Source organism: Dysgonomonas sp. 511, assembly GCF_010501105.1.
GTDB lineage: Bacteria > Bacteroidota > Bacteroidia > Bacteroidales > Dysgonomonadaceae > Dysgonomonas.
Map to the genome: position 1 here is coordinate 36,349 of NZ_QVMQ01000006.1, position 21,795 is coordinate 58,143.

Genomic DNA, 21,795 nt, shown 5'->3' on the forward strand with positions numbered 1-21,795 from the left:
TAAATAGAACGATATGAGATTATTAGCAGACGGGGGATCAACTAGTGTAGATTGGCGTTTGATTGATAACGGAAAAGAAATACTAAGAACGTCGACGAAAGGAGCGAATCCTTTTTTCAGGACTACAGAAGATATCAGTGAGGAAATAGGTAAGTACCTCATTCCCCGGATAAATGGGAGTGATATTAGTTCTGTACACTTTTTTGGCGCAGGTTGCGCCTTCCCCGAAAAAAATGAAATTATAAGGCAGGCTATAGCCAAACACTTGTCGCAGGTCGATATTGAAGTCGATAGCGATTTGCTGGCTGCTGCCCGTGGGCTTTGCGGGCACGAGAAAGGCATCGCTTGCATTATTGGCACGGGCTCTAATTCTTGTTTTTATGACGGGAATAAGATAGTAGATAATGTTTCGCCTCTCGGTTATATACTGGGCGATGAGGGCAGCGGGGCTGTATTAGGGCGCCTCTTTATAGGGGCATGCCTCAAAAATCAGCTGACCAGCGGATTGAAAGAAAAAATGCTGGCGGAGATGGGGCTTACCCCGTCCGAAATTTTAGATAGGGTGTACAGGCAACCTCTGGCAAACCGGTTCTTGGCGTCTTTCTCTCCGTTTATGAATAAACATATTGAAGATAAGTCGGTCTACGATTTGGTATTCAATGCATTCCGCGATTTTTTCACGAAAAACGTAATGCAGTACGACTATAAAAACAATCTTGTACATTTTACAGGTTCGGTAGCCTATGCCTATGCGGCAGTTTTGCGCGACGTGGCTCGCAGCCTCGATATAGAGGTAGGCACTATTACGGCTTCGCCAATGGAAGGATTGATAAAATATTATTCTTAATCGTGTTAAAGAAGATATAAATGACATTTGTAAAAATAACAGAGCAGCCGTCTCTGTATAATGATTTGGAAAACAAATCGGTACACGAACTTCTCATTGATATCAACAATGAGGATAAGAAGGTGGCCGATGCCGTAGAAAAAGCCATCCCTGCCATCGAAAAACTGGTGAGTGAGATTGTGCCCAGGATGAAAAAGGGAGGGCGTATATTTTACATCGGGGCAGGAACGAGCGGGCGGCTTGGTGTGCTCGATGCTTCGGAGATTCCGCCGACATTCGGCATGCCTCCTACCTATGTGATAGGGCTTATTGCCGGGGGCGACCATGCACTCCGCAATCCGGTGGAGGGTGCGGAAGACGATATGGCGGCAGGTTGGCGAGATTTGGAAGCTCATGGAGCGAATGAGTTGGATACAGTGATCGGCATAGCTGCCTCGGGTACAACGCCCTATGTGGTGGGCGGACTTAGGGAAGCCCGCAGGCGGGGGATACTGACAGCCGCCATTTCGAGCAACCCCGATTCGCCGATTGCGCAGGAAGCCGAAATTGCTATCGAAATGATAGTCGGGCCAGAGTTTATAACGGGAAGTTCGCGGATGAAGTCGGGAACAGGCCAGAAGATGATTTGCAATATGATTACTACTGCTACCATGATAAAGATGGGGCGGGTGAAAGGTAACAAGATGGTGAATATGCAGTTGTCGAACGCCAAATTGGTAGACCGCGGAACCCGTATGATTGTAGAGGAGTTGGGGCTCGACTATGAGGAGGCCAAGAGATTGCTCCTGCTACATGGGTCGGTAAAGAAAGCCGTGGATGCTTATCGGGGCGGAGAGTAAATAATAGCGATTGATGTGAATCGGAGATAGAAAAGTTTATCTATATAAGCCCCCTCAATCCCCCAAGGGGGACTTAGTGCAAAGCCACGGCAAGAGAAAGTAACAATTAAAAATAGAGAAAAAGGTGTTACATGTGTTACTTTTTAGAGAGATACAAGATACCAGTAGACAAGTTAACGAGTTGGTTTCTGATAAAATATGAACTTGTGTCTTGTATCTTGTTTACTTGTATCTAAAGAAAAAGTAACAATAGGAAAACAGCAAAAATCCTGTTACATGTGTTACTTTTTAACTATATATTGCAAAAATAGGTTAAATGAATGCGGGTTTCGAAAGCAGGACGGATAGAAAAAGTAACACTATCGTCTACATGGCAGAGAGAGAAGATAGATGAAAGTAATAAAGCTTAAATAGAAATATATATGATAGTTAGTTTTAAATCTAATATATTGATGTATAGGGGAATAGTAATAATATCAATACTATTCCTTTTTAGTCAGAACACTTTCTCTCAGGAAATACTGTCCGAGAGCCAGAAAGCCAGTATCGGGAAATTCCTGACCACGTATGTCATGCAGAAAACGAAGATTTCTCCGCTAAAGGTTGATTCGGTTTCGGTTGTAAAAAACGAAATCAGACTCTTTACAGGCGTGCCTTTATCGTATATGATAGTTAAGCAAAAGGACGTGGAAGCCATAAATGCCGGAGTGAAAGCCTTGTTGCCCGAAAAATATAAGAAGTATAAAGTATCTGTATTTTCCGATGGATATCCGATAGGCGATTATCCGGCAGGGAATCGTAAAGAAAGATTCGAGAATAAAATATCCAGCCCTTTGGTGACACGGATATCGCAGCCGAATACAATATCCAGAGGCTTGGCCGGACGCCACCTTGTAGTCTGGCAAAGCCACGGAAGGTATTACAACCAGAAGGAAAGACGCTGGCAGTGGCAACGGGCAAGGGTTTTCCAGACAGTAGAAGACCTGTACACCCAAAGCTATATACTGCCCTACATAGTGCCTATGCTGGAAAATGCCGGAGCCAATGTACTTATTCCCCGCGAGAGGGATACGCAGAAACATGAGGTAATAGTAGATGCCGATGCCGCCACTGCGGGTTCTGTGTATGAAGAAATGGTAGGGAAAGAAAAGTGGACGAAGGCTAAAGGCGAAGGGTTTGCACACTTAAAGCCTTTCTATCTGGATGGGGAGAACCCTTTTGATGCAGGCACTTATCAGGCGATAAGGTCGGTGGGCAAGGAGAGCGAAGAAAGCTTTTGTAGCTGGATTCCCGATATACCCGAGCGCGGGGAATATGCCGTATATGTATCGTATAAATCGCTGAAAAATAGCGCGCCCGACGCCCGATATACCGTTTTTCATTTGGGTGGAGAATCCCAGTTCCTTGTCAACCAACAAATAGGGGGAGGTACATGGATATATCTCGGAAAATTTGCTTTCGAAAAAGGGGTAAACCGTGAGTTTCGTATAGAATTGTCGAACAGGTCGTCCCGAAAAGGAAGCATTATTACAGCCGATGCCGTTAAAATCGGCGGGGGAATGGGAAATATTGCCCGCCAGCCTAATCTCGAAGGTTTGATAACGGAAAATGTAAAGAGTTCGGAGGCCATCAGTAGCAATTCAGAGATAAAAGAATCGCCGGAGATCAGGACAAAACCTGAGATAAGTACTTACCCGCGATATACCGAGGCATCGCGATACTGGCTTCAATGGGCAGGTGCGCCGGATAGTGTATATTCGAAAAGCAAGGGTACGAATGACTATACCGACGATTACCAGAGCAGGGCTTATTGGGTGAACTATATAGCCGGAGGCTCGTCTGTATTGCCTAAAAAGGAAGGGTTGAAGATACCTGTCGATCTGGCATTTGCCTTCCATACCGATGCCGGGACAACATATAACGACTCTATAATAGGCACATTGGGTATCTGTATGACCCATTACAACAATGAAGTGTTTGAGAATAAGAAACCACGCATCCTTTCGCGCGACCTGACTCAATACATCATGGACGAAATAGAAAGGGGAATCCGCACCCGCTACGAACCGCGCTGGACTACCCGCCATATATGGAACCGTTCGTATGCCGAAGCCCGCATTCCCGAAGTGCCGACTATGTTGCTGGAGCTGCTGTCGCACCAGAATTTTGCAGATATGAAGTATGGGCTCGATCCCCGTTTCCAGTTCGATGTCAGCCGGGCGATATATAAGGGCATGCTGAAATTCGTTTCGGGGCAATACAAGCAGGATTATGTAGTGCAACCGCTACCTGTCAACACCTTTAGCCTCGATTTTACAGGTCAGACGCGTGTAAGGCTTGAGTGGCAGCCGACTGTCGATTCGCTGGAAAGCACTGCAACCCCCGATGCTTATATTGTGTACACCAGAACAGGAGGTTCTGCATTTGATAACGGACGGCTGGTAAAAGGCAACTCCATAGAGCTCGATATAGAACATGATAAGATATACAGTTACAAGGTGGTAGCCGTGAATGATGGAGGGCAAAGCTTCCCTTCCGAAATCCTTTCGGTTTGCCGGACGAGTGCAGAAAAAGGCTGTGTGCTGGTTATCAACGGATTCGATAGATTATCTGCCCCACATAGCTTCCAGACATCTGATAGTATCGCAGGTTTTGTAGATGCAATAGATCATGGCGTACCTTATGTCAGCCAATACAACTATATCGGTAGCCAAAAAGAGTTTCGCCGCCGGTTGCCTTGGCTAAGCGACGATTCTTCGGGATTTGGAGATAGTTATTCCGATTATGAGACTATGGTTGTAGCCGGAAATACATTCGATTATCCGTCCGTTCACGGCGAAGCTATAGCCGCTAATGGCTATTCGTTTATCTCGGCAAGCCGCGATGCTGTAGTGAAAAGCCAAGTGTCGATGAATAAGTACAAACTTGTAGATATTATCTTGGGCAAGCAGAAACAGACCAAAGTAGGTCGTGGAGTATTTGGATCTGATTTTAAGACCTTTACTTCTGATTTTCAGGCTAAAATAAAAGACTATTGCAACAGTAAGGGAAATGTCTTCGTTAGCGGAGCTTTTGTTGCCTCCGACCTATGGACTGGCGACAGTGTGAAGAAAGCCGATAAGGATTTTGCGCAGCAGGTATTGAAATACAAGTGGATGGTTGGACAGGCTGCCCGCAGGGGAACTGTAAAGGCGGTAGCATCGCCATTCGGAATGCTAAAGGGAGATTGTTCGTTCTACAACGAACTGAATGAAAAGATGTACGTTGTAGAATCGCCTGATGCCCTGGTTCCGGCGGGTGATAATTCGTTTACATTCTTGCGGTATAGCGAAAATGGTTTGAGCGCGGCGGTTGCATCTTCGGGCGAATATAAGACAGTAGTAGCAGGCTTCCCGTTTGAGTCGATAAAGGGTAAGGATGAGAGAAAAGCTTTTATGAAGGGTGTCTTAGACTTTGCTTTCGACAGGTAAGCGGATTTGACAGCATAAAAATAGGCTGCCCGACAATGGACAGCCTATCTCTTATATGCTTCGGGAGTTAGAATCTTACACCAATGCCTGCATATAAGTTTCCGTTTCTGATTTTGTAATTTGGTGTTTTATAGACGGTTGCGGAGCCCATTGCTTTAGCTGCTTCAATTTCATTCTTGTATTCGTCACCGTATTGAGCCTTTATCTGGTTCAGCTCATCTTCGGAGAAGTTGTGTTTGAATGTTGTGCGTTTGGCAGCGTTTAATGCGCTGATTTCGTAGCCGATATTGATATCGAACCTGTCGAACTCGATTCTCACTCCGATGCCGACACCCAGGTCGAACTTCTTCATAAGTTGCTGGCCTGAGTTTGCAATGACGCTCTTTGTATTCACCCAGTGCGACTCCATACCGAGGGCAAACGGGCTTTCGGTACTTACTATCTTGTTGGCTACATTAGGATACAGTGAAGGGTTGTCCAACAGGTCTTGGGAAAGGATTGGCCTGCCTATATCATCCATCAGGATGCTAGTCTTATAGTCGATACCATCGCTAAAGACATTCCAACTGCCGTTCAGCCCCGATGATCCCTTCACCTTATATCTGCCCGATATACCGTATGCCACATAAGGGCCGGCATGTACAGCTAGTTTGATGTTGTCATTTATCTCAAACTTAGTTCCTATATGGATTGGCATTTGGATGTATAGCGGCCATGCTGTCAGGCGTACACCCGAACTGTTCTTTTCGGTTCCTCCTTTTGTTGTCAGCTCAAGGCCCGACATCAGATATAGGTTCTTCGAAAATTCATAGTCTACAGTCATTCCCAGATGGAAGCCCGGCTGTATTTTCGATCCTTTGGTGTCGCCTATCATCATAGAAGCATTAAATCCTCCTTTTGCACCGAAGGTAAGCTCTTGAGCTCCTATGCTTGTACATGCAACTAGTAATATTAGCACTAGTATTGATTTAAAATGTGTTTTCATAATATATTCCAGATAATTAGAATTATTGATTAATATTTCAAATTTATGATATCTCTGTAAATTGCCAAAATGATCTTAATTTAACTATTATTTAGATGTAATTTCAAATTTTATTGATTTATGTTTGCAAATTATCCTATATAATGCGAGTTGTAAATATCATTTTATTTGGTTTTCAATTTGGTTATATGATTCATTTATAGAAAGTAAGTTATGCTATCAAAAATATTCCAATAGAATATAATAATGTTCAATAAAATGACTGATTTTTAATTTTAAGTAGTTATTAATCAGTATAATATTAAACAACGCATATTTATCAAAAGAAAAGAGACTGCAATGTAGTTAAGGTGTTTTGAAATAGCAAGGGTATGGAATATAATTTAACTAAAATTGTATGAATTTAGTATTTATGCACTTTTATTTATATATTTTAACTGCCATATTATTTTTTTCTTATATTAATTGTAATACATTTGTGAGTGCTAAGTGTAACTATAATAAAATTCACACTAGAAATAATCCGCATACGAAACAAAGAAAAGAGAGCGAGCTTATCTTCTTGATTATTAATTAGTATAATATATAGGAAGTATAGCTGAAAAGATGTCGAACCTTAAAAGAGTAATACCTTTTAGCGCTTTAAAGAAAAAAATCAAACCAAATCAAACGGATTCGTTGTAATTAACCTAATACTTAATTATGAAAAATTTTAATTTTAAGATTGTCGGACTAGCTTTGCTGTTTACAATTCTGTTTGCCTGCAATGATAATTTCGAGCCCAGATTCGAGAGGCTTACCGTTATCAGCGAACTGATTATAGCAAATGGTGGTATAGATGGCAAGACGGCCATTACTGGGACTTATGTTCCCGAAGGAAACATATTTGTTTTCGATAATGTACCTGCAGAAACAGATTTGCAGAATATAAAATTTACAGGCAGTATTGCCCTTGGTGCTGCTCCCGAATTTGAAACTTATGATTTCTTCTCGACCAACCCTCAGGAAATCAAGATTATCAACCGGGAGGTTTCCAGTACATATAATGTGAAATTTAATATCCTGCCTCCGGCAATGGATCCGGCTATCAATAGGGTGGTGGTTACTCTCGAAGATGGGGTTACCGAAGTTATTGGAGAGGTGGACAAGACAGCTAAAATATTATATCTTGACGCCAAAAACGGGGAGTATGTCTTCCTGAAGTCGATAGAAACATTGCCTAAACATGCCTTGTGCGAATTTACTGCAATACAAGGTAGTAAAATATATCAGGCAGATCCCGGGAAAATCAAACTCGACCACATGGGGAGAACTGACGAATATACTATCGAGTTTATTTATATTCCGCCGGTGGGAGTTGATTTCGATAAGAAAATAATCTACGATTATACTAAGAGCAATTCTCTTGTAAGCTTCGGACAGTATCCGGCAGGAAGTGGCGGAGCTATAAGAGGTGGGGATTTTGATGGTACGGAAACATTTATATCCAACCGCGGAGCAGCAGAAGGTGTCACAAACTTTAAACTGGAAGATATAATTGCTGGAGATATAAGTAAAGTAGTTCTGGCCAAAGAGCCAGTGGGGGGATATGGCTATTTTGGATCGAGTCAGACTGCGCTTTCGGGTGGCAACTATTATGCAATTAATATGCCGACACCTGGAACGGGAGTTCTTAATGTCCATCATTGGTCCAGCATTAGCGTTGCGCCTACGTTGACAAGCATCCCTCTGTCAGATACAGAATCGGCTGGAACTGCCAGATATGGAGATAATATGTCTATTCAATTAGATGAAAATGGAAACGGCTATATGTTCTCTATAAATAATGTACAAAACAAATTGATGAGAATAAGGATAAATAATTATATCGTTTCGGCAACAGACCTGGCATTTGTGGCAATTCCGGGAGGATCTCAAGGTGGATATGCCAATTTTAATCCGGTGAGGATACATGATGCAGAAATAGGATCTGGCGATGCCAATGAATATACTTATGTAACAAGCGGAGGGCTGCAATTATTTGATAGGAATGGTGCGATATTGTCTACTGTTGGCTTAGGGAAGCTCCCTGCCAATTTATACAATGCCCGTATAGCTGTGTACAACAAGGGAAGATATATGGTTGTGCTAACGAAAGAAGCTAAAATGTATATCTATGACATAAGTGAAGGTGATACTACTGTAGATGCACTAGCTAAATTTAATGCAACTTCTCCAGCTCCATTATTTGAATATTCTTTAGGCGCATTTTCTGGATACGGGTCAATAGTAGCCACTGGTATTAAAAATGATGTGCTGTACGTTATGGTCGGTTCTGGAAATATAGGATCGGTAATAGTAGGTCTTCCTAAGAAAACAGATGATTAACCTTAAACTAATTATAGAATAATGAAAAAACTAAAATATCTGTTAGTAACCGCATTCTTGGCAGGATTCATTTTCTCCTGTACCGATAGGGATGATGCTTTCAATGAAGCCAACTATCGCCCGATTCCCGATCCGGGAACTGTGGAAGAAATGCCAAAGAAAGAATTTAGAGCCGTGTGGTTTACCACTGTCTGGAATTTAGATATATCTAAATGTACAAATGTTGCAGCCCATAAAAAAGAATATACCGATCTGCTGGACGAATTGGTGGAACTGAACATAAATACAGTTGTAGCGCAAGTACGCCCTAAAGCAGATGCATTCTGGAAATCCGATATAGAGCCATGGAGTACATGGCTCTCCGGACTGGGTGTTGACCCGGGGTACGATCCACTGGCATTTTGGATAGAAGAGGCTCATAAGCGAGGAATGGAGCTGCATGCATGGTTCAACCCTTACGATATCACCACCGATAAAAGAAACTTTGTGCCGGCGCCCGGTAGTGCTCCTGCCGTCCATCCTGAGTGGACGATGGAATACCCTAACGGACAGTACACAAGGATAATGTTCCGCCCTTCTCATCCCGATGTGCCAGATTATCTGGTGAGCGTTATAAAAGAAGTGGCAGACAAGTATGATATAGACGGAGTGCATTTCGACGACTATTTCTATCCATATCCCGAAGACGGGGCAACGCTTGATGATGCCGACGACTATGTTAAATACGGGGCGGGATATGCCAGTATCGACGACTTCAGGCGTGGTTGTGTCGACAAAGCTATCGAGAAAGTATCTACAATGCTGAAGGCAAACCATCCGGATATATTGTTTAGTATAAGCCCTTTTACCGATGGTCCGTACAATTACAACAAACTGTATGCCGACCTTACGAAGTGGAGCCAAAAGGGATGGGTAGATTTTATTGTTCCTCAATTGTACAACGGTTCTTCGTCAATAGCAACTTACTATCCTTTCGAAACCCAGTTGAGATGGTGGATACAAAATACTTCGACCCCGGTTGTTTCAGGATTTCCTCTTTACCGGGTAAACAATCCTTCAGAGTTGAACGGAAAGATGAATAATGCCGATTTCTCAAGGCAATTAGCGTATGCTTACGATAGCAAGGGTAATTTCGGAGGCTTCTTCTATAGGGCTAAAAATTTCATGGAAAACCTCGGCGACCTGCAAAGTGTAATCAAAGAGTACTACAAAGACCCGGCTCTCAGACCATTTATGGGGCGCGCCACACTGCCTACGCCTGGTAAGGTTACGGCTACTATTTCGGGGGCAAAACTGAGTTGGTCATCCCTGGGAAGCGATTTGAAATATGTTGTCTACAAGAAGGAGGACAAAACCGCCCGCATTGTAACGATAACAGAAGATACCAATTATATACTTTCGGATAGTGGAATCTATTTCGTGAGTGCTGTAAATAAGGATAATGCTGAAGGAGAAGTTTCTGACTTTATTAACTTCGAAGAATAAAAAAAGTAGCCTCTTCTTATCGGAGGTAGGAAGAGGCTTTCGGAAAAAAATAATCTTAAATAATATTTCAATATGAAACTATTAAAAACACGAGGTCGTACACTTTGTGCGAGGCTGATAGTCGCATTGATTTTGTCTGCCGGTGTATTGGTGCCTTTCAGCGAGGCTAAGGCCTCTGCAATCGAAGGAGATGGCATACAACAACAGGAAGGCATAAAGATACAAGGAAAGGTTACCGATACAAGCGGCGAAGCCCTGATAGGTGTAAGCGTTGCCGTAGAAGGAACAACCCGCCGTACCGTTACCGATGTCGATGGTAATTATACCATTGTAGCACCAAAAGCTAATTCAAAGGTTACTTTTTCATATATCGGATTCAAAAGTATAACAGTCGAAGCCAAGCCGAAACTGGATGTGGTAATGAGCGAAGATTCCCGCGAACTGTCGGCAGTGGTAGTAGTGGGTTACGGTTCCATGAAGAAGGAGAACCTGACAGGATCGGTAGTTTCTGTCGATTTGGACAAAGCCATAGGCAGCAGGCCTATTGCCGATATCGGTCGTGGTCTTCAAGGCGTTGCCCCTGGTTTGCAGGTGACATTGCCGAGTACCGAAATTGGTTCGGAGCCTAACTTGAAAATTCGTGGAAACATTGGTTCTATCGAAGGTAGCTCCCAACCTCTTATATTATTAGATAATGTGGAAATACCTAGTATCCAATTGGTAAATCCCGACGATATTGCATCGATAAGTGTATTGAAAGATGCCGCTTCTACTTCCATCTATGGATCGAAGGCTGCCTTTGGTGTGGTTCTGATTACTACCAAAAAAGGGGGTGTAGGCGATAGGTTTAATATTCAATATAGCAACAACCTGTCGTGGCAAACTGTAGACAAGACAATAAAACTGGCCGGAATAGAAGGTCTTGAATATGCGTTGGACGCTCTGGAGAGAACAGGATCGTCTTCTTTCATCGGAGCATTCTTTAAGGTGAGCCGCGAATCGTTGGAGCGTACCAAAGAATGGATGCAAAATTATGGGGGCACAATCGGCATGAACGACCCGATGGTGTATGGCCGCGACTGGTATCGCGACGGTGCATATAACTTCGGAGTGCGCCTTTACAATCCGGCAGACTATATGATCAAAGATTGGTCGTTCTCGCAAAATCACAACTTGTCGGTCAATGGTAGTGCAGGGAAAACTTCATATACCTTGTCTTTGGGATTCCTGGATCAAAACAGTATGCTTAAACCTGCAAAAACAGATGATTTTAAACGCTATACTGCCAATGTGAAACTCAGTAGCGAGTTGAATAAATATATTACGGTAAGGGTAGGTGCAATGTATTCGAACAGGAACAAGAGAAGCCCTTTTGCTACAGCTTCATATACAGCCGACCCTTGGTACTATATGTACAGGTGGACGCCTGTGATGCCTTATGGTATTGACGAATATGGCGACCCTATGCGGAGTGCAGCCTTCGAAATGGGAGCGGCACATACGGCCGAGCGCGAAAACGCTTATTCGAGCACAAACCTGGGAGCTACCATCAACCTTGCTTCCAATTGGGATGTTGTTGCCGATTTCACTTATTCCCGCAACGATTATACCGTGACGCTGCCCGGCACTCGGTTCCTCGGATCGAATATATGGGGAGCGCCGACGCCTAGGCTCGATGGATTTGGCAATCCGGTATATGTAAACCAGCACGGAGAAGTGGTGGCTAGCGGTTCGGGCAAATACGTGTCTCAGGCCTACGATTTCCCTTATTTGCAATACAATGCAGGAGGTACTACTGATAGATATAGAAGAGAGTTTTCGCAAGACAAACAAGCTGTTTGGAATGTGTATTCTACATACAGCCTGAAACTGGGAGAAGAAGGGGTTCATAATCTTAAGTTTATGGCCGGAACAAACCGTGTAACAAGGGACTATACTTGGAGCCAAGTGGACAAAACCGGTATATTAATACCCGAAAAACCGGAGATAAACCAGACTGTAACAGCTACATCCAGCGAAGGAACTGCCGGATGGGAAGCACAAATAGGATATTTCGGGCGTATCAATTATATGTTTGATAACAAATACCTGTTTGAAGCAAATATACGCTACGATGGATCATCCAAATTTCCGAAAGGAAGAAAATGGAAAGCTTTCCCTTCATTCTCGGCAGGATGGATCGCTACGCACGAAAGTTTCATGAAACCACTCGACCCAGTTTTGAGCTTCTTTAAGGGGAGAGCTTCGTGGGGATCGAATGGCGACCAGAGTGTGCCGTCAGGTTTGTATATGGAGTTGATGCCTAAATCTACCCTCTCGTGGCTCGATTCTTCGGGACAAAAGATAACTACTTATGGAGCGCCGGCATTTGTTCAGCCTAGCCTTACATGGCAAAAAATAGAAATACTGGACTTAGGTTTCGATGCCCGTTTCTGGAACGATCGCATAGGCGTTACATTCGACTGGTATCAGAAGAAGACTAAAGATATGATTACCAGTGGTGCTACATTGCCGGCTACGGTAGGTGCTGCAAGCCCTAAAGGTAATTATGCGGAGCTGACAACAAAAGGATGGGAATTGGCGGTAGACTTCAATCATCGCTTTGCCAATGGGCTGACTATCCACGGAGGAGCTGCAATATGGGATGCAAAGAGTGTTTATACAGATTTCTACGACGATCAGCAAAAAAGTATATTCGGCTACTATAAGGGAAAAACTTATGGCGAAATATGGGGATATACCACCGACCGCTTGTTTACTTTCGACGATTTCGTACATAAAGATGGAACAGACCCTAAAGATTATTCTCTGGCTACTTTGGTAACTGTGAATGTAGATGGAAAAACCAAATATGTATTCAAAGATCCGAAGACTGCCGATCAGACATATCTCGAAGGTTCGGGCTTTATATTTGGCCCGGGTGATGTGAAATACGTAGACCGCGACGGTAGTGGTGCCATAAATTCGGGTACAGCATCTATCGACGATCACGGCGATATGAGTATTATCGGTAATTCCACTCCAAGATACGAGTATAGTTTCAATCTGGGATTCGACTATAAAGGATTCGACTTCTCGGTTTACGCACAAGGTATAGGCAAACGCCAGATGTGGGGTGCAGGCCAGATGGCGATACCGGGCTTTATGATTGGCGACGGGGGTATGCCGCTGGCCATAGCATCGAATTATTGGACACCCGACAGGCAAAATGCGTTCTATCCGCGTGCATGGAATATGTATGGAAGCAATACCGGATACAATCTGCAAACGCAAACAAGGTACTTACTCGATATGTCGTACCTGAGAATTAAGAATGTGACGCTAGGTTATACTTTCAATCCTCAGTGGACTAAGAAGGCATTCATAAACAAAGCGCGTATCTACCTGTCTATCGAAAACCTGTTTACATTCGATAACCTGCGCGGGTTGCCTATCGACCCTGAGGTAGTGACCGGTAATAGAGGTAACTCTATGTTCCTCAACGAATCTGTTAGTGAATACAATAGTGGTAGGACAGGGCAAGGTGCACCGGCATTCAAGACTGTATCGTGTGGAGTACAAATAACTTTCTAACCTAATAAAAGAGATGAATATGAAAAAGATTATATATATAGCGTTGCTGCTGATCTTGGTACTTCCCGGCTGTCACGACGACCTCGACAGAGACCCGCGCGACGAAGTGCATGAAAAAGACTATTGGAGAGAAGAAGCCCATGTGAGATATTATGCAAATAAATTCCTGCCTAAGTTTTTCCCGGGCTATAATACCGGTTACGGAACTGAATATGCTCCGCTCAAGGGCTACTATTTCAATGATGATGTGACTGTGGATGGAAAGCAAGCAAATTTTGAAGACAAAATCCCTTCGTCTCGCAACGGAACAACATGGATGGCCAGTTATACCGGTCCGCAATGGAATTTCGAAATAATAAGGGAAGTTAACCTGATGCTCAGCCGGTTGGAAGGTATGTATAAAGAACGGTTGATCACCGAAGAGGCTTATAAGCACTGGGTAGGAATCGGACTGTTCTACCGGGGATTGCAAACAAGCAAAATGGTTAGTGTCTTTGGCGATATGGTCTATGTAGACCAATTGATAGACCCTTACACTACCGATCCGGATATAGTGTATCAGAACAGGAAGTCGCGAGGAGAAGTGATGGATAAGGTTTACGAAGACTTTAAGTATGCCATTGAAAACGTGAGGGTAAGCCCATCGTATGAAGATATGGATAATAATAATGTGAGCAGGTATGTCGTTGCTTCCTTTATTTCGCGTGCTATGCTGGTCGAAGGTTCGTTTCAGAAATATCATCCAGGTTTAGGAGCAGAAGCTCCGGCAAGAGCCGAGAAATATTTCAAGTTTGCAATGGATGCAGCCGATTATGTTATGTCAAGCGACAAATATCAGATAAGTGGAGACTATAGGAGCCTGTTCACATCTACAGACCTCAAGAGCCACAAAGAAGTTATTTATTCCCGTACCTATAGTGCTACGCTGAGCATTACACACTCTGTGGCATCGGCCAGCAACACGTTGGAGGGGCAGGCTTATGGGGCTAACCTGAGTTTGATAAAATCGTATATATGTACCGATGGCAAGCCTTGGCAAAATTCAACAGTGGCAAATGCGAATAAATTTGATATAACCAGTTTGATCAAGACTCGCGATTCGCGCTTCGAAGCCACTTTCCAAAATAAGGCTAACGATAAATCGGTATCTTATTTGTATGGTACCAAATTCTGTCCGCGAGACAGGATGGGGCAAACGTCCGGCGACTGGTCGGGTAGCCTCAATCCGTCGGCTGCTCCGGTTATGCGCTATTCAGAGGTTCTTCTCAATTGGGTTGAGGCAAAAGCCGAGCTTGCAGATATGGGTATATTGCCTCTTACGCAGGGCGATCTGGATATCTCTGTAAATGCGATACGAAACAGGGATCTGGCCAAAGATGCCATAGCTGCCGGAGTGCAAAAGACAAACCCTTTGGTGCTGGCTTCCTTGCCCGACGATCCGGATAGAGATGCAGACGTGTCGCCGATTTTGTGGGAAATTCGCCGCGAACGCCGTATGGAATTTGTTTACGAACATTCCCGTATTTTAGACCTGAGAAGATGGCGCAAGCTTGAATACATGGACAATTACAATGATAAGTATAAGACATACAGGCTTGGGTTGTGGGTTACAAAAACCGAACTTGCTTCTAAATTGAGCCAATCTTATATAGGCAAACTTAGCGTAGTGAAAGATTTGAACAATATAAACGTTAAGACTGTGTATGATGGCACGAACGAAAACGACATGACCGGTTTTTATGTCATATACGGAGCCGATGCTAATCCGCGCGATGGTTTCGATCCTTCGCACGACAGGGCATACAATGCACCGATTGGAGAAAATGATATAAATGAATACGCCCGTAGAGGATATACGCTGACTCAATCGAGAGGGTGGAGTACAAATTAATGGGTTACTAGTTGAGCTATATTTCTTTTGGTAAAAGTGGGAGTGGTTGGGAATAGGCTGCTCTCACTTTATTTTCTCTTATTCTATTAACTTAAATATGTATATATTAATATTTATATACTTAAATAAAGAAAAATTAACCGTAAGACATATATATTAACTTTTTTATTCGGAATATCTATCCTATCTTTAAGATATAATCTTGAACCTGAAAACCTTAAATGTAAAGCCTCGAAAGGGCGATAATACCATAAACATAATGAATGTAATAGGAATAGATCTTGGGGGCACCAAAGTGACCGGTGCCATATTCGATGATAAAGGAGCGGTAATTAAAAAAGAGACTTTTTTTCTGGAAAAAAGAAAAGGAAAGGAAGTTGGCGAATTGATTCGCTCTCTTATAGATAAGTTGATGGGTTACCTCGGAAAAGAAACCGGAATAGTAACTGCCATAGGTATATGTGTGCCCGGTATAGCCGATGCTAAAACGGGTGAAGTGTGGGCGCCCAATATCCCCGAATGGACAAACTACCGGCTACAGGAGGAACTCGAAAATCATGTGGAACAGTATGGCGTAAAGGTCTACGTGGCAAGCGACCGCACATGCTACATATTGGGCGAGCGGTGGATAGGGCAGGCAAAGGGGTGCGACAATGCTGTCTTTATAGCCGTGGGTACTGGTATCGGCCTGGGTATCCTGCTCGATGGAAATATCGTTCACGGGCATGCCGATGTGGTTGGGGCAATAGGTTGGATGGCATTGCAAACGCCTTATAAAGAAGGATATGAAGAATGCGGCTGTTTCGAGACTTATGCTTCCGGTGAGGGTATAGCAAAGCAGGCACGGGCTATATTGAAATCCAATGCGCCTTTGTATAAAGAAAGTTCGCTGAGACGAAAAAAAATAGAAGATATTACATCGCACGACGTCTTTTTTGCCTATATGCAAAAAGACCCCCTGGCAGTGCATGTGTTGAATAAGGCGATAGAGCTGTGGGGGATGGCTGCTGCCAATGTTGTCAGCCTTTTCAATCCCGAAAAAGTCATATGGGGAGGGGGCGTATTTGGCCCTGCTCAGCAGTTTATCGACAAAATATATGATGAGGCATGCCGGTGGGCTCAGCCTATCAGTATCAAACAGGCAAAGTTTGAATACTCAATTCTCTCTGGCGATGCGGGATTGTATGGTGCAGGTTATCTGGCCTTGAAATCGTTAAATGAAAAGCTATGATTACTTTTGATAAAACCAGGGTTTATATTGCTGCCTGTATAGGCATGATGTTTTTTGGCGTTGCTTTTATCGTGATGGGCTCGGTGCTTCCTGCCATGACGCTGAAGTATGGGCTGAACGAAATACAATCGTCGTCGCTCGTCACATTCCTTCCTATTGGTGTCTTGGTAGGGTCGTTGCTGTTCGGGCCGGTGGTAGACCGCTTTGGGTACAAAAGCCTGCTGATAACAAGTACAGTGTTGGTAGGATTGGGGCTTCTCGGACTTTCTTATTTCGACGATTTCAACGTGCTGCGCCTCTTTATATTCATAATCGGACTGGGTGGCGGCATTCTCAATGGGGAGACCAATGCCATTGTAGCCGAAATATATAGTGGCGACAAGAGTGCTTCTAAGCTCAGCCTTCTGGGTATGTGCTATGGGATAGGCGCTTTGGGCGTACCGCTCATTCTGAGTTTTTTCTCTGCAAAATATTCGTACGAAGTGATCCTTCGCTGGACTACATTGGTGATATTGTTGAGCGTAGTCTATTTCTCGTTCACCAAGTTTCCCGAATCTAAATATAAGCAGGGTTTCCCTATCAGGTCGGCTTTGAAACTGATAAAAGAGCCGGTATTGCTCTTGATGGGTTTTATCCTCTTCTTTCAGAGTGGCTTGGAGGGGTTGTTCAACAATTGGAGTACCACCTACCTGATAAATGCAAATATTGGTCACGATGAAGCTCTTTTGGCATTGACAGCATTAGTTGCCGGAATAACTGTTGCCCGGTTGCTGCTCAGCTACCTGCTGACAAGGGTCAATACACAATATATATTATACGCGGGCTTGCTGATACTTGCTGCCGGAATAGCCGTGTTGAATTATGCCGGTTCGTTTTGGGGTGGGGCAGTAGCCCTGTTTATTGTCGGTATAGGGCTTGCCGGTGTATTCCCTATCGTTATCGGGCGGATAGGGACATTGTATAAAGAAATGTCGGGAACAGCCATCGGCTTTGCTCTGTTTATCGCGCTTAGCGGCAATTCCCTGCTGAATCTGCTGATGGGCGTAGTAGCCAAAGAATACCAGATAGCTGTCTTTCCTGTATTCCTGATTGTTTGTGTTGCAATACAGGGGCTATTGATATTGATAAGTAAGAAACATATGAATTGAATAATTACAAGTTGCTTCGCCCTATGGGCTGTTACGAGTCGCAAGTATTTGTATTATTCTCGTAACTAGCAACTTGTCACTCGTAACTTAAATTAAATTAATCGAAAAAAATTATGTTAGCATTAGAATGGTTAAAGAATGCCAGAGGCATTATGGAAAAGATTGAGGAAACTCAAATGGATAATATCAAAGCAGCAGCTAAAATAATGGCTGATTGCATCGAAAAAGAAAACTGGGTGCATACATTCGGTTGCGGCCATGCTACTATCCCTATCGAAGAGATGTATCCCCGCATTGGTGGTTTCGTTGGTTTTCACCCGATAGTAGAACTTCCTATGACATTCTTTACAGGTATCACAGGGCAAATGGGTATCAATCAGTTTTTGTTTCTTGAAAGATGCCAGGGATACGGCAACGCAATAATGAAACAATACAATTTCGACAAAAACGATTGTATCTGGTTGTTCTCCCATACCGGCATCAACAATGTAAACATCGACGTAGCATTGGAAGCCAAAGAACGCGGAATGAAAGTGATTGTTTACGGTTCTGCAGCCGAAGCTAAAGGCAAGACTACCCGCCATCCGTCGGGCAAAACATTGTTCGAACTGGCCGATGTGGTTGTCGATTCTTGCGTTCCTGTCATAGACGCTTCGGTTGTCCTCAAAAATCATCAGGACAAGATAGGCCCTGTGTCTACCTTGGCGTTCGTTACATTGGTTTGGATGACAATAACTACAGTAGCCGAAATACTTGCCGACAGAGGCGTGAAGTTGTATATACACCCGTCTCACAATGTGCCGGGAGATACTACTGCTCACGAACGTCTTGACGCTTGTTTGCTGGAATACAAGAGACGGGTTTCAAAATTGTAATAAAACATTATGAGTTCAAGAATTAAGAGAAATAAAGGGACAGACTTGTTGCAGGAAAATTACGGGATAGTAAAAAACAACACGTACGATTTTGCAATCCTTCCCTGGGGTGCAACCGAACCGCACAACAATCATCTGCCATACGTTACCGATTGTTATCTAGCCTATGCGGTTGCGGTAGACTCTGTAAACAAAGCTCTTGATAAACATGGAGTAAGGGGCATGGTATTGCCCCCTATTCCTCTTGGTAGCCAGAATCCGGGACAGACCAACCAGCCGTTTTGCCTGCATGGCAGGTACGAAACTCAACGGCTGATAATGCGCGATGTTATAGAATCGCTGATAAGGCAGGGATTGAAAAAGCTGATTATCATGAATGGGCATGGTGGCAACAACTTCAAGAACATGATCCGCGATTTCGATCTCGATTATCCCGATATGGTTATTGCCTGTTGCGAATGGTTCAAGGTTGTTCCCCAGAAAGAATATTTCGAATTGCCCGACGACCATGCCGGAGAAATGGAAACATCGCTAATGATGTATTATTATCCCGAGTTGGTACATTTGGAAACCGCAGGAGACGGCGCAGTCAATCAGTTCAATATCGAAGCTTTCAACAAAGGGCAGGTTTGGATACCGAGGCATTGGGAAAAGATAGCACCCGACACCGGAGCAGGCGATCCGAGGAGGGCGACAGCCGAAAAAGGGGAAAGGTATGCAACAGATGTTACCGATGCATTAGCCGATTTTTATTTCGATTTCGCAACCAAATCTATTTACAAATAATAAAAGGTGGCTATGAGAAAACTTTTATTCCTGATCACGATACTTGTCGCTTCCCTGTCGGCTTGTAATAAGGCCGTTGTCGAAGCCGGTTACGATATTATCCCCCTGCCTCAGAAGATAGAGGTGGTAGAGAAAGAGCCTTTTGTGTTAGATCCTCAGGCGACGATTTCTTACGATGCGAATAATAAAGGTGTTGCCAATGTTGCCGGCTTTTTGACCGGATACATCGAACAAGCAGTTGGTTACAAGCTTTCTCATACATCAGTGCAGGAAAATAGCTTAAAGAAAACCATTCTCCTAAAAATAAACAAAGATATACAACATCGCGAAGGATACAGGCTCGAAATAGACAGTGCAGGTATAACCATCGAAGGTGCCGACGAAGCCGGGCTTTTCTATGGCGTGCAAACACTGAGAAAATCTATTCCGGTTGCCAGCAAAGAAACGGCTGTAATATTTCCTGCCGCCACTATAGACGATTATCCGCGTTTCGGTTACCGTGGTATGCATCTGGATGTGAGCCGTCATTTCTGGACGGTCGATTTTATTAAGCGTTACATCGACATATTGGCTCTGCACAATATCAACAAGTTCCATATGCACCTGACCGAAGACCAGGGATGGAGGGTAGAAATCAAAAGTTATCCGAAGCTTACCGAGGTAGGCTCTAAACGAAAAGAAACAATCAAAGGTTTTATAACCGGCGAATACGATAATACACCGCATGGCGGTTACTACACACAGGAAGAACTGAAAGACATTGTACAGTATGCCGCACAACGTTATATCGAGGTAATTCCCGAAGTAGACCTTCCGGGGCATATGCTGGCTGCATTAGCTTCGTATCCCGAACTGGGTTGCACGGGCGGCCCGTACGAAGTAGCAACAAAATGGGGAATATTTCCGGATGTGCTTTGCGGAGGAAACGAAAAAACATATGAGTTTCTCGAAAAAGTATTTACCGAGATATTCGAAATATTCCCGTCTCAATATATCCATATAGGAGGCGACGAGTGTCCGAAGATCAGATGGAAAGAATGTCGAAAATGCCAGGCTAAGATTAAAGCACTGGGTTTGACGGACGACAAAGATTATAGCAAGGAGAGCAAATTGCAAAGCTATATGACGCACCGCCTCGAAAAGTTTATCAGCAGCCACGGACGTAAGTTGGTAGGCTGGGACGAAATTATAGAGGGAGGGCTGGCTCCCAATGCCACTGTTATGTCGTGGCGCGGCGAAAAAGGAGGAAGGATAGCAGCCCAAATGGGGCGCGATGTTATCATGACTCCCAATTCGCATTTGTATTTCGACTATTACCAGACCGAAAATACAATGACCGAGCCGCCTGCATTCCCCGAAACAAATACGATGGAGGAGGTATATAATTTCGACCCTATACCAAGCGGCTTGACAGAGGCAGAAGCCAAGCATATCATAGGCGTTCAGGCAAATTTGTGGGTGGAACAGATAAAGGAAGAGAGCCATGTGGAATATATGACATTACCGCGATTGGCAGCATTGGCGGAGATACAATGGCAAAACGGCGGGGATAAAGATTACCCCGGTTTCCTGAAAAGGTTGGAACGGCTTATTGCGCTATACGATATGTATGGATACAATTTTTCTGTAGCGGCATTCGAGCCGAATGCCGGTTTTATAGAAGATGCGGAAAAGAAGGAATTGAAAGTAGGACTATCGACTCCCGACAATGCGGACATCTTTTATACTTTAGACGGTTCGTTGCCTACCCTCAAGAGTAAACGCTATGCCGAGCCTGTTTTGCTGGAGGGCAAAGGGACTATAAAGGCACAGGCATTCCGAAATAATAAACTGATAGACAATAACCTGTATGTGCAGGATTATACGGTGAATAAAGCAACTTTCAAAAACGTAGAACTGTTGACCGAGGTGAGCCGTTACTTCCGGCCTCCGGCGGGAAAAGCTGTGCTGACAGATGGAAGGCGGGGCAACGATTGCCATGTATTCAGCTATACAACCACATGGCTTGGCTTTGGCGGTAAGATGGTTGCCGTAGTCGATTTGGGTGAAGAGCAGGAGATTAGTTCCGTTGTTGTGGGCACGCTGTTAGTCCCGAACTCAAAAGGGGCAAAATATACGATCTCCGTATCGAATGACGGAAAAGAATACACCGAAGCATTTTCGGAGCATAAGCCGTTCAATGCTTTGGACGATTTGCAGGCCGATGTGAAAAACACAAGAGCCAGATATGTAAAAGTGGAGATAACGGCAGACAATTATGCCCATGTACTTGTTGATGAAATTATAATAGAATAAAAA

At 43.8% G+C, this 21,795-nt stretch carries 13 protein-coding genes; 12 read left to right on the forward strand and 1 reads right to left on the reverse strand.

Annotation, left to right across the window (positions count from 1 at the left end; genetic code table 11):
• The first annotated feature begins 13 nt into the window (after positions 1 to 13).
• The 3 genes from D0T57_RS03850 (at position 14) to D0T57_RS03860 (ending at position 5,156) form a co-directional block, all read left to right on the forward strand.
• Positions 14 to 847, forward strand: a complete 834-nt coding sequence (locus tag D0T57_RS03850) for a BadF/BadG/BcrA/BcrD ATPase family protein (RefSeq protein ID WP_163271061.1) — start codon at positions 14 to 16, stop codon at positions 845 to 847.
• A 20-nt stretch (positions 848 to 867) separates the two neighbouring features.
• Positions 868 to 1,686 carry an N-acetylmuramic acid 6-phosphate etherase gene (murQ, locus tag D0T57_RS03855; protein ID WP_163271063.1) on the forward strand — a complete coding sequence of 273 codons (819 nt, stop codon included), beginning with the start codon at positions 868 to 870 and terminating at the stop codon, positions 1,684 to 1,686.
• A 422-nt stretch (positions 1,687 to 2,108) separates the two neighbouring features.
• Entirely contained in the window at positions 2,109 to 5,156 is a 3,048-nt protein-coding gene (locus D0T57_RS03860; RefSeq protein WP_255490479.1) for a xanthan lyase, read from the forward strand.
• Positions 5,157 to 5,223: 67 nt separating this feature from the next.
• On the opposite strand, the gene D0T57_RS03865 is transcribed toward D0T57_RS03860, so the two are convergent.
• Positions 5,224 to 6,114, reverse strand: coding sequence for an outer membrane beta-barrel protein (locus tag D0T57_RS03865; RefSeq protein ID WP_163271065.1), 891 nt, complete (start codon positions 6,112 to 6,114; stop codon positions 5,224 to 5,226).
• A 729-nt stretch (positions 6,115 to 6,843) separates the two neighbouring features.
• Here D0T57_RS03865 and D0T57_RS03870 point away from each other — a divergent pair.
• From D0T57_RS03870 to D0T57_RS03910, 9 genes are all read left to right on the forward strand, one after another.
• On the forward strand, positions 6,844 to 8,508 hold the full coding sequence (locus D0T57_RS03870) for a DUF4623 domain-containing protein (protein ID WP_163271067.1): 1,665 nt from the start codon (positions 6,844 to 6,846) through the stop codon (positions 8,506 to 8,508).
• Between the two features lie 21 nt (positions 8,509 to 8,529).
• Positions 8,530 to 9,993: a glycoside hydrolase family 10 protein gene (locus tag D0T57_RS03875; protein WP_163271069.1), complete on the forward strand. Its 1,464-nt coding sequence runs from the start codon at positions 8,530 to 8,532 to the stop codon at positions 9,991 to 9,993.
• Positions 9,994 to 10,065: 72 nt separating this feature from the next.
• Entirely contained in the window at positions 10,066 to 13,566 is a 3,501-nt protein-coding gene (locus D0T57_RS03880) for a TonB-dependent receptor (RefSeq protein ID WP_163271071.1), read from the forward strand.
• Positions 13,567 to 13,585: 19 nt separating this feature from the next.
• Complete coding sequence (locus D0T57_RS03885) at positions 13,586 to 15,457, forward strand: RagB/SusD family nutrient uptake outer membrane protein (RefSeq protein ID WP_163271073.1); 1,872 nt, start codon at positions 13,586 to 13,588, stop codon at positions 15,455 to 15,457.
• A 259-nt stretch (positions 15,458 to 15,716) separates the two neighbouring features.
• Complete coding sequence (locus tag D0T57_RS03890) at positions 15,717 to 16,688, forward strand: ROK family protein (RefSeq protein WP_163271075.1); 972 nt, start codon at positions 15,717 to 15,719, stop codon at positions 16,686 to 16,688.
• Positions 16,685 to 17,836 carry a sugar MFS transporter gene (locus D0T57_RS03895; protein WP_163271077.1) on the forward strand — a complete coding sequence of 384 codons (1,152 nt, stop codon included), beginning with the start codon at positions 16,685 to 16,687 and terminating at the stop codon, positions 17,834 to 17,836. Before D0T57_RS03890 ends, D0T57_RS03895 begins: the two co-directional genes overlap by 4 nt.
• A gap of 113 nt (positions 17,837 to 17,949) precedes the next feature.
• Positions 17,950 to 18,711: a sugar isomerase domain-containing protein gene (locus tag D0T57_RS03900; protein WP_163271079.1), complete on the forward strand. Its 762-nt coding sequence runs from the start codon at positions 17,950 to 17,952 to the stop codon at positions 18,709 to 18,711.
• Positions 18,712 to 18,720: 9 nt separating this feature from the next.
• Positions 18,721 to 19,497 (forward strand): creatininase family protein, encoded by a 777-nt coding sequence (locus tag D0T57_RS03905; RefSeq protein WP_163271081.1) that lies wholly within the window; start codon positions 18,721 to 18,723, stop codon positions 19,495 to 19,497.
• A 12-nt stretch (positions 19,498 to 19,509) separates the two neighbouring features.
• Complete coding sequence (locus tag D0T57_RS03910; RefSeq protein ID WP_163271083.1) at positions 19,510 to 21,792, forward strand: glycoside hydrolase family 20 protein; 2,283 nt, start codon at positions 19,510 to 19,512, stop codon at positions 21,790 to 21,792.
• Positions 21,793 to 21,795 lie beyond the last annotated feature (3 nt).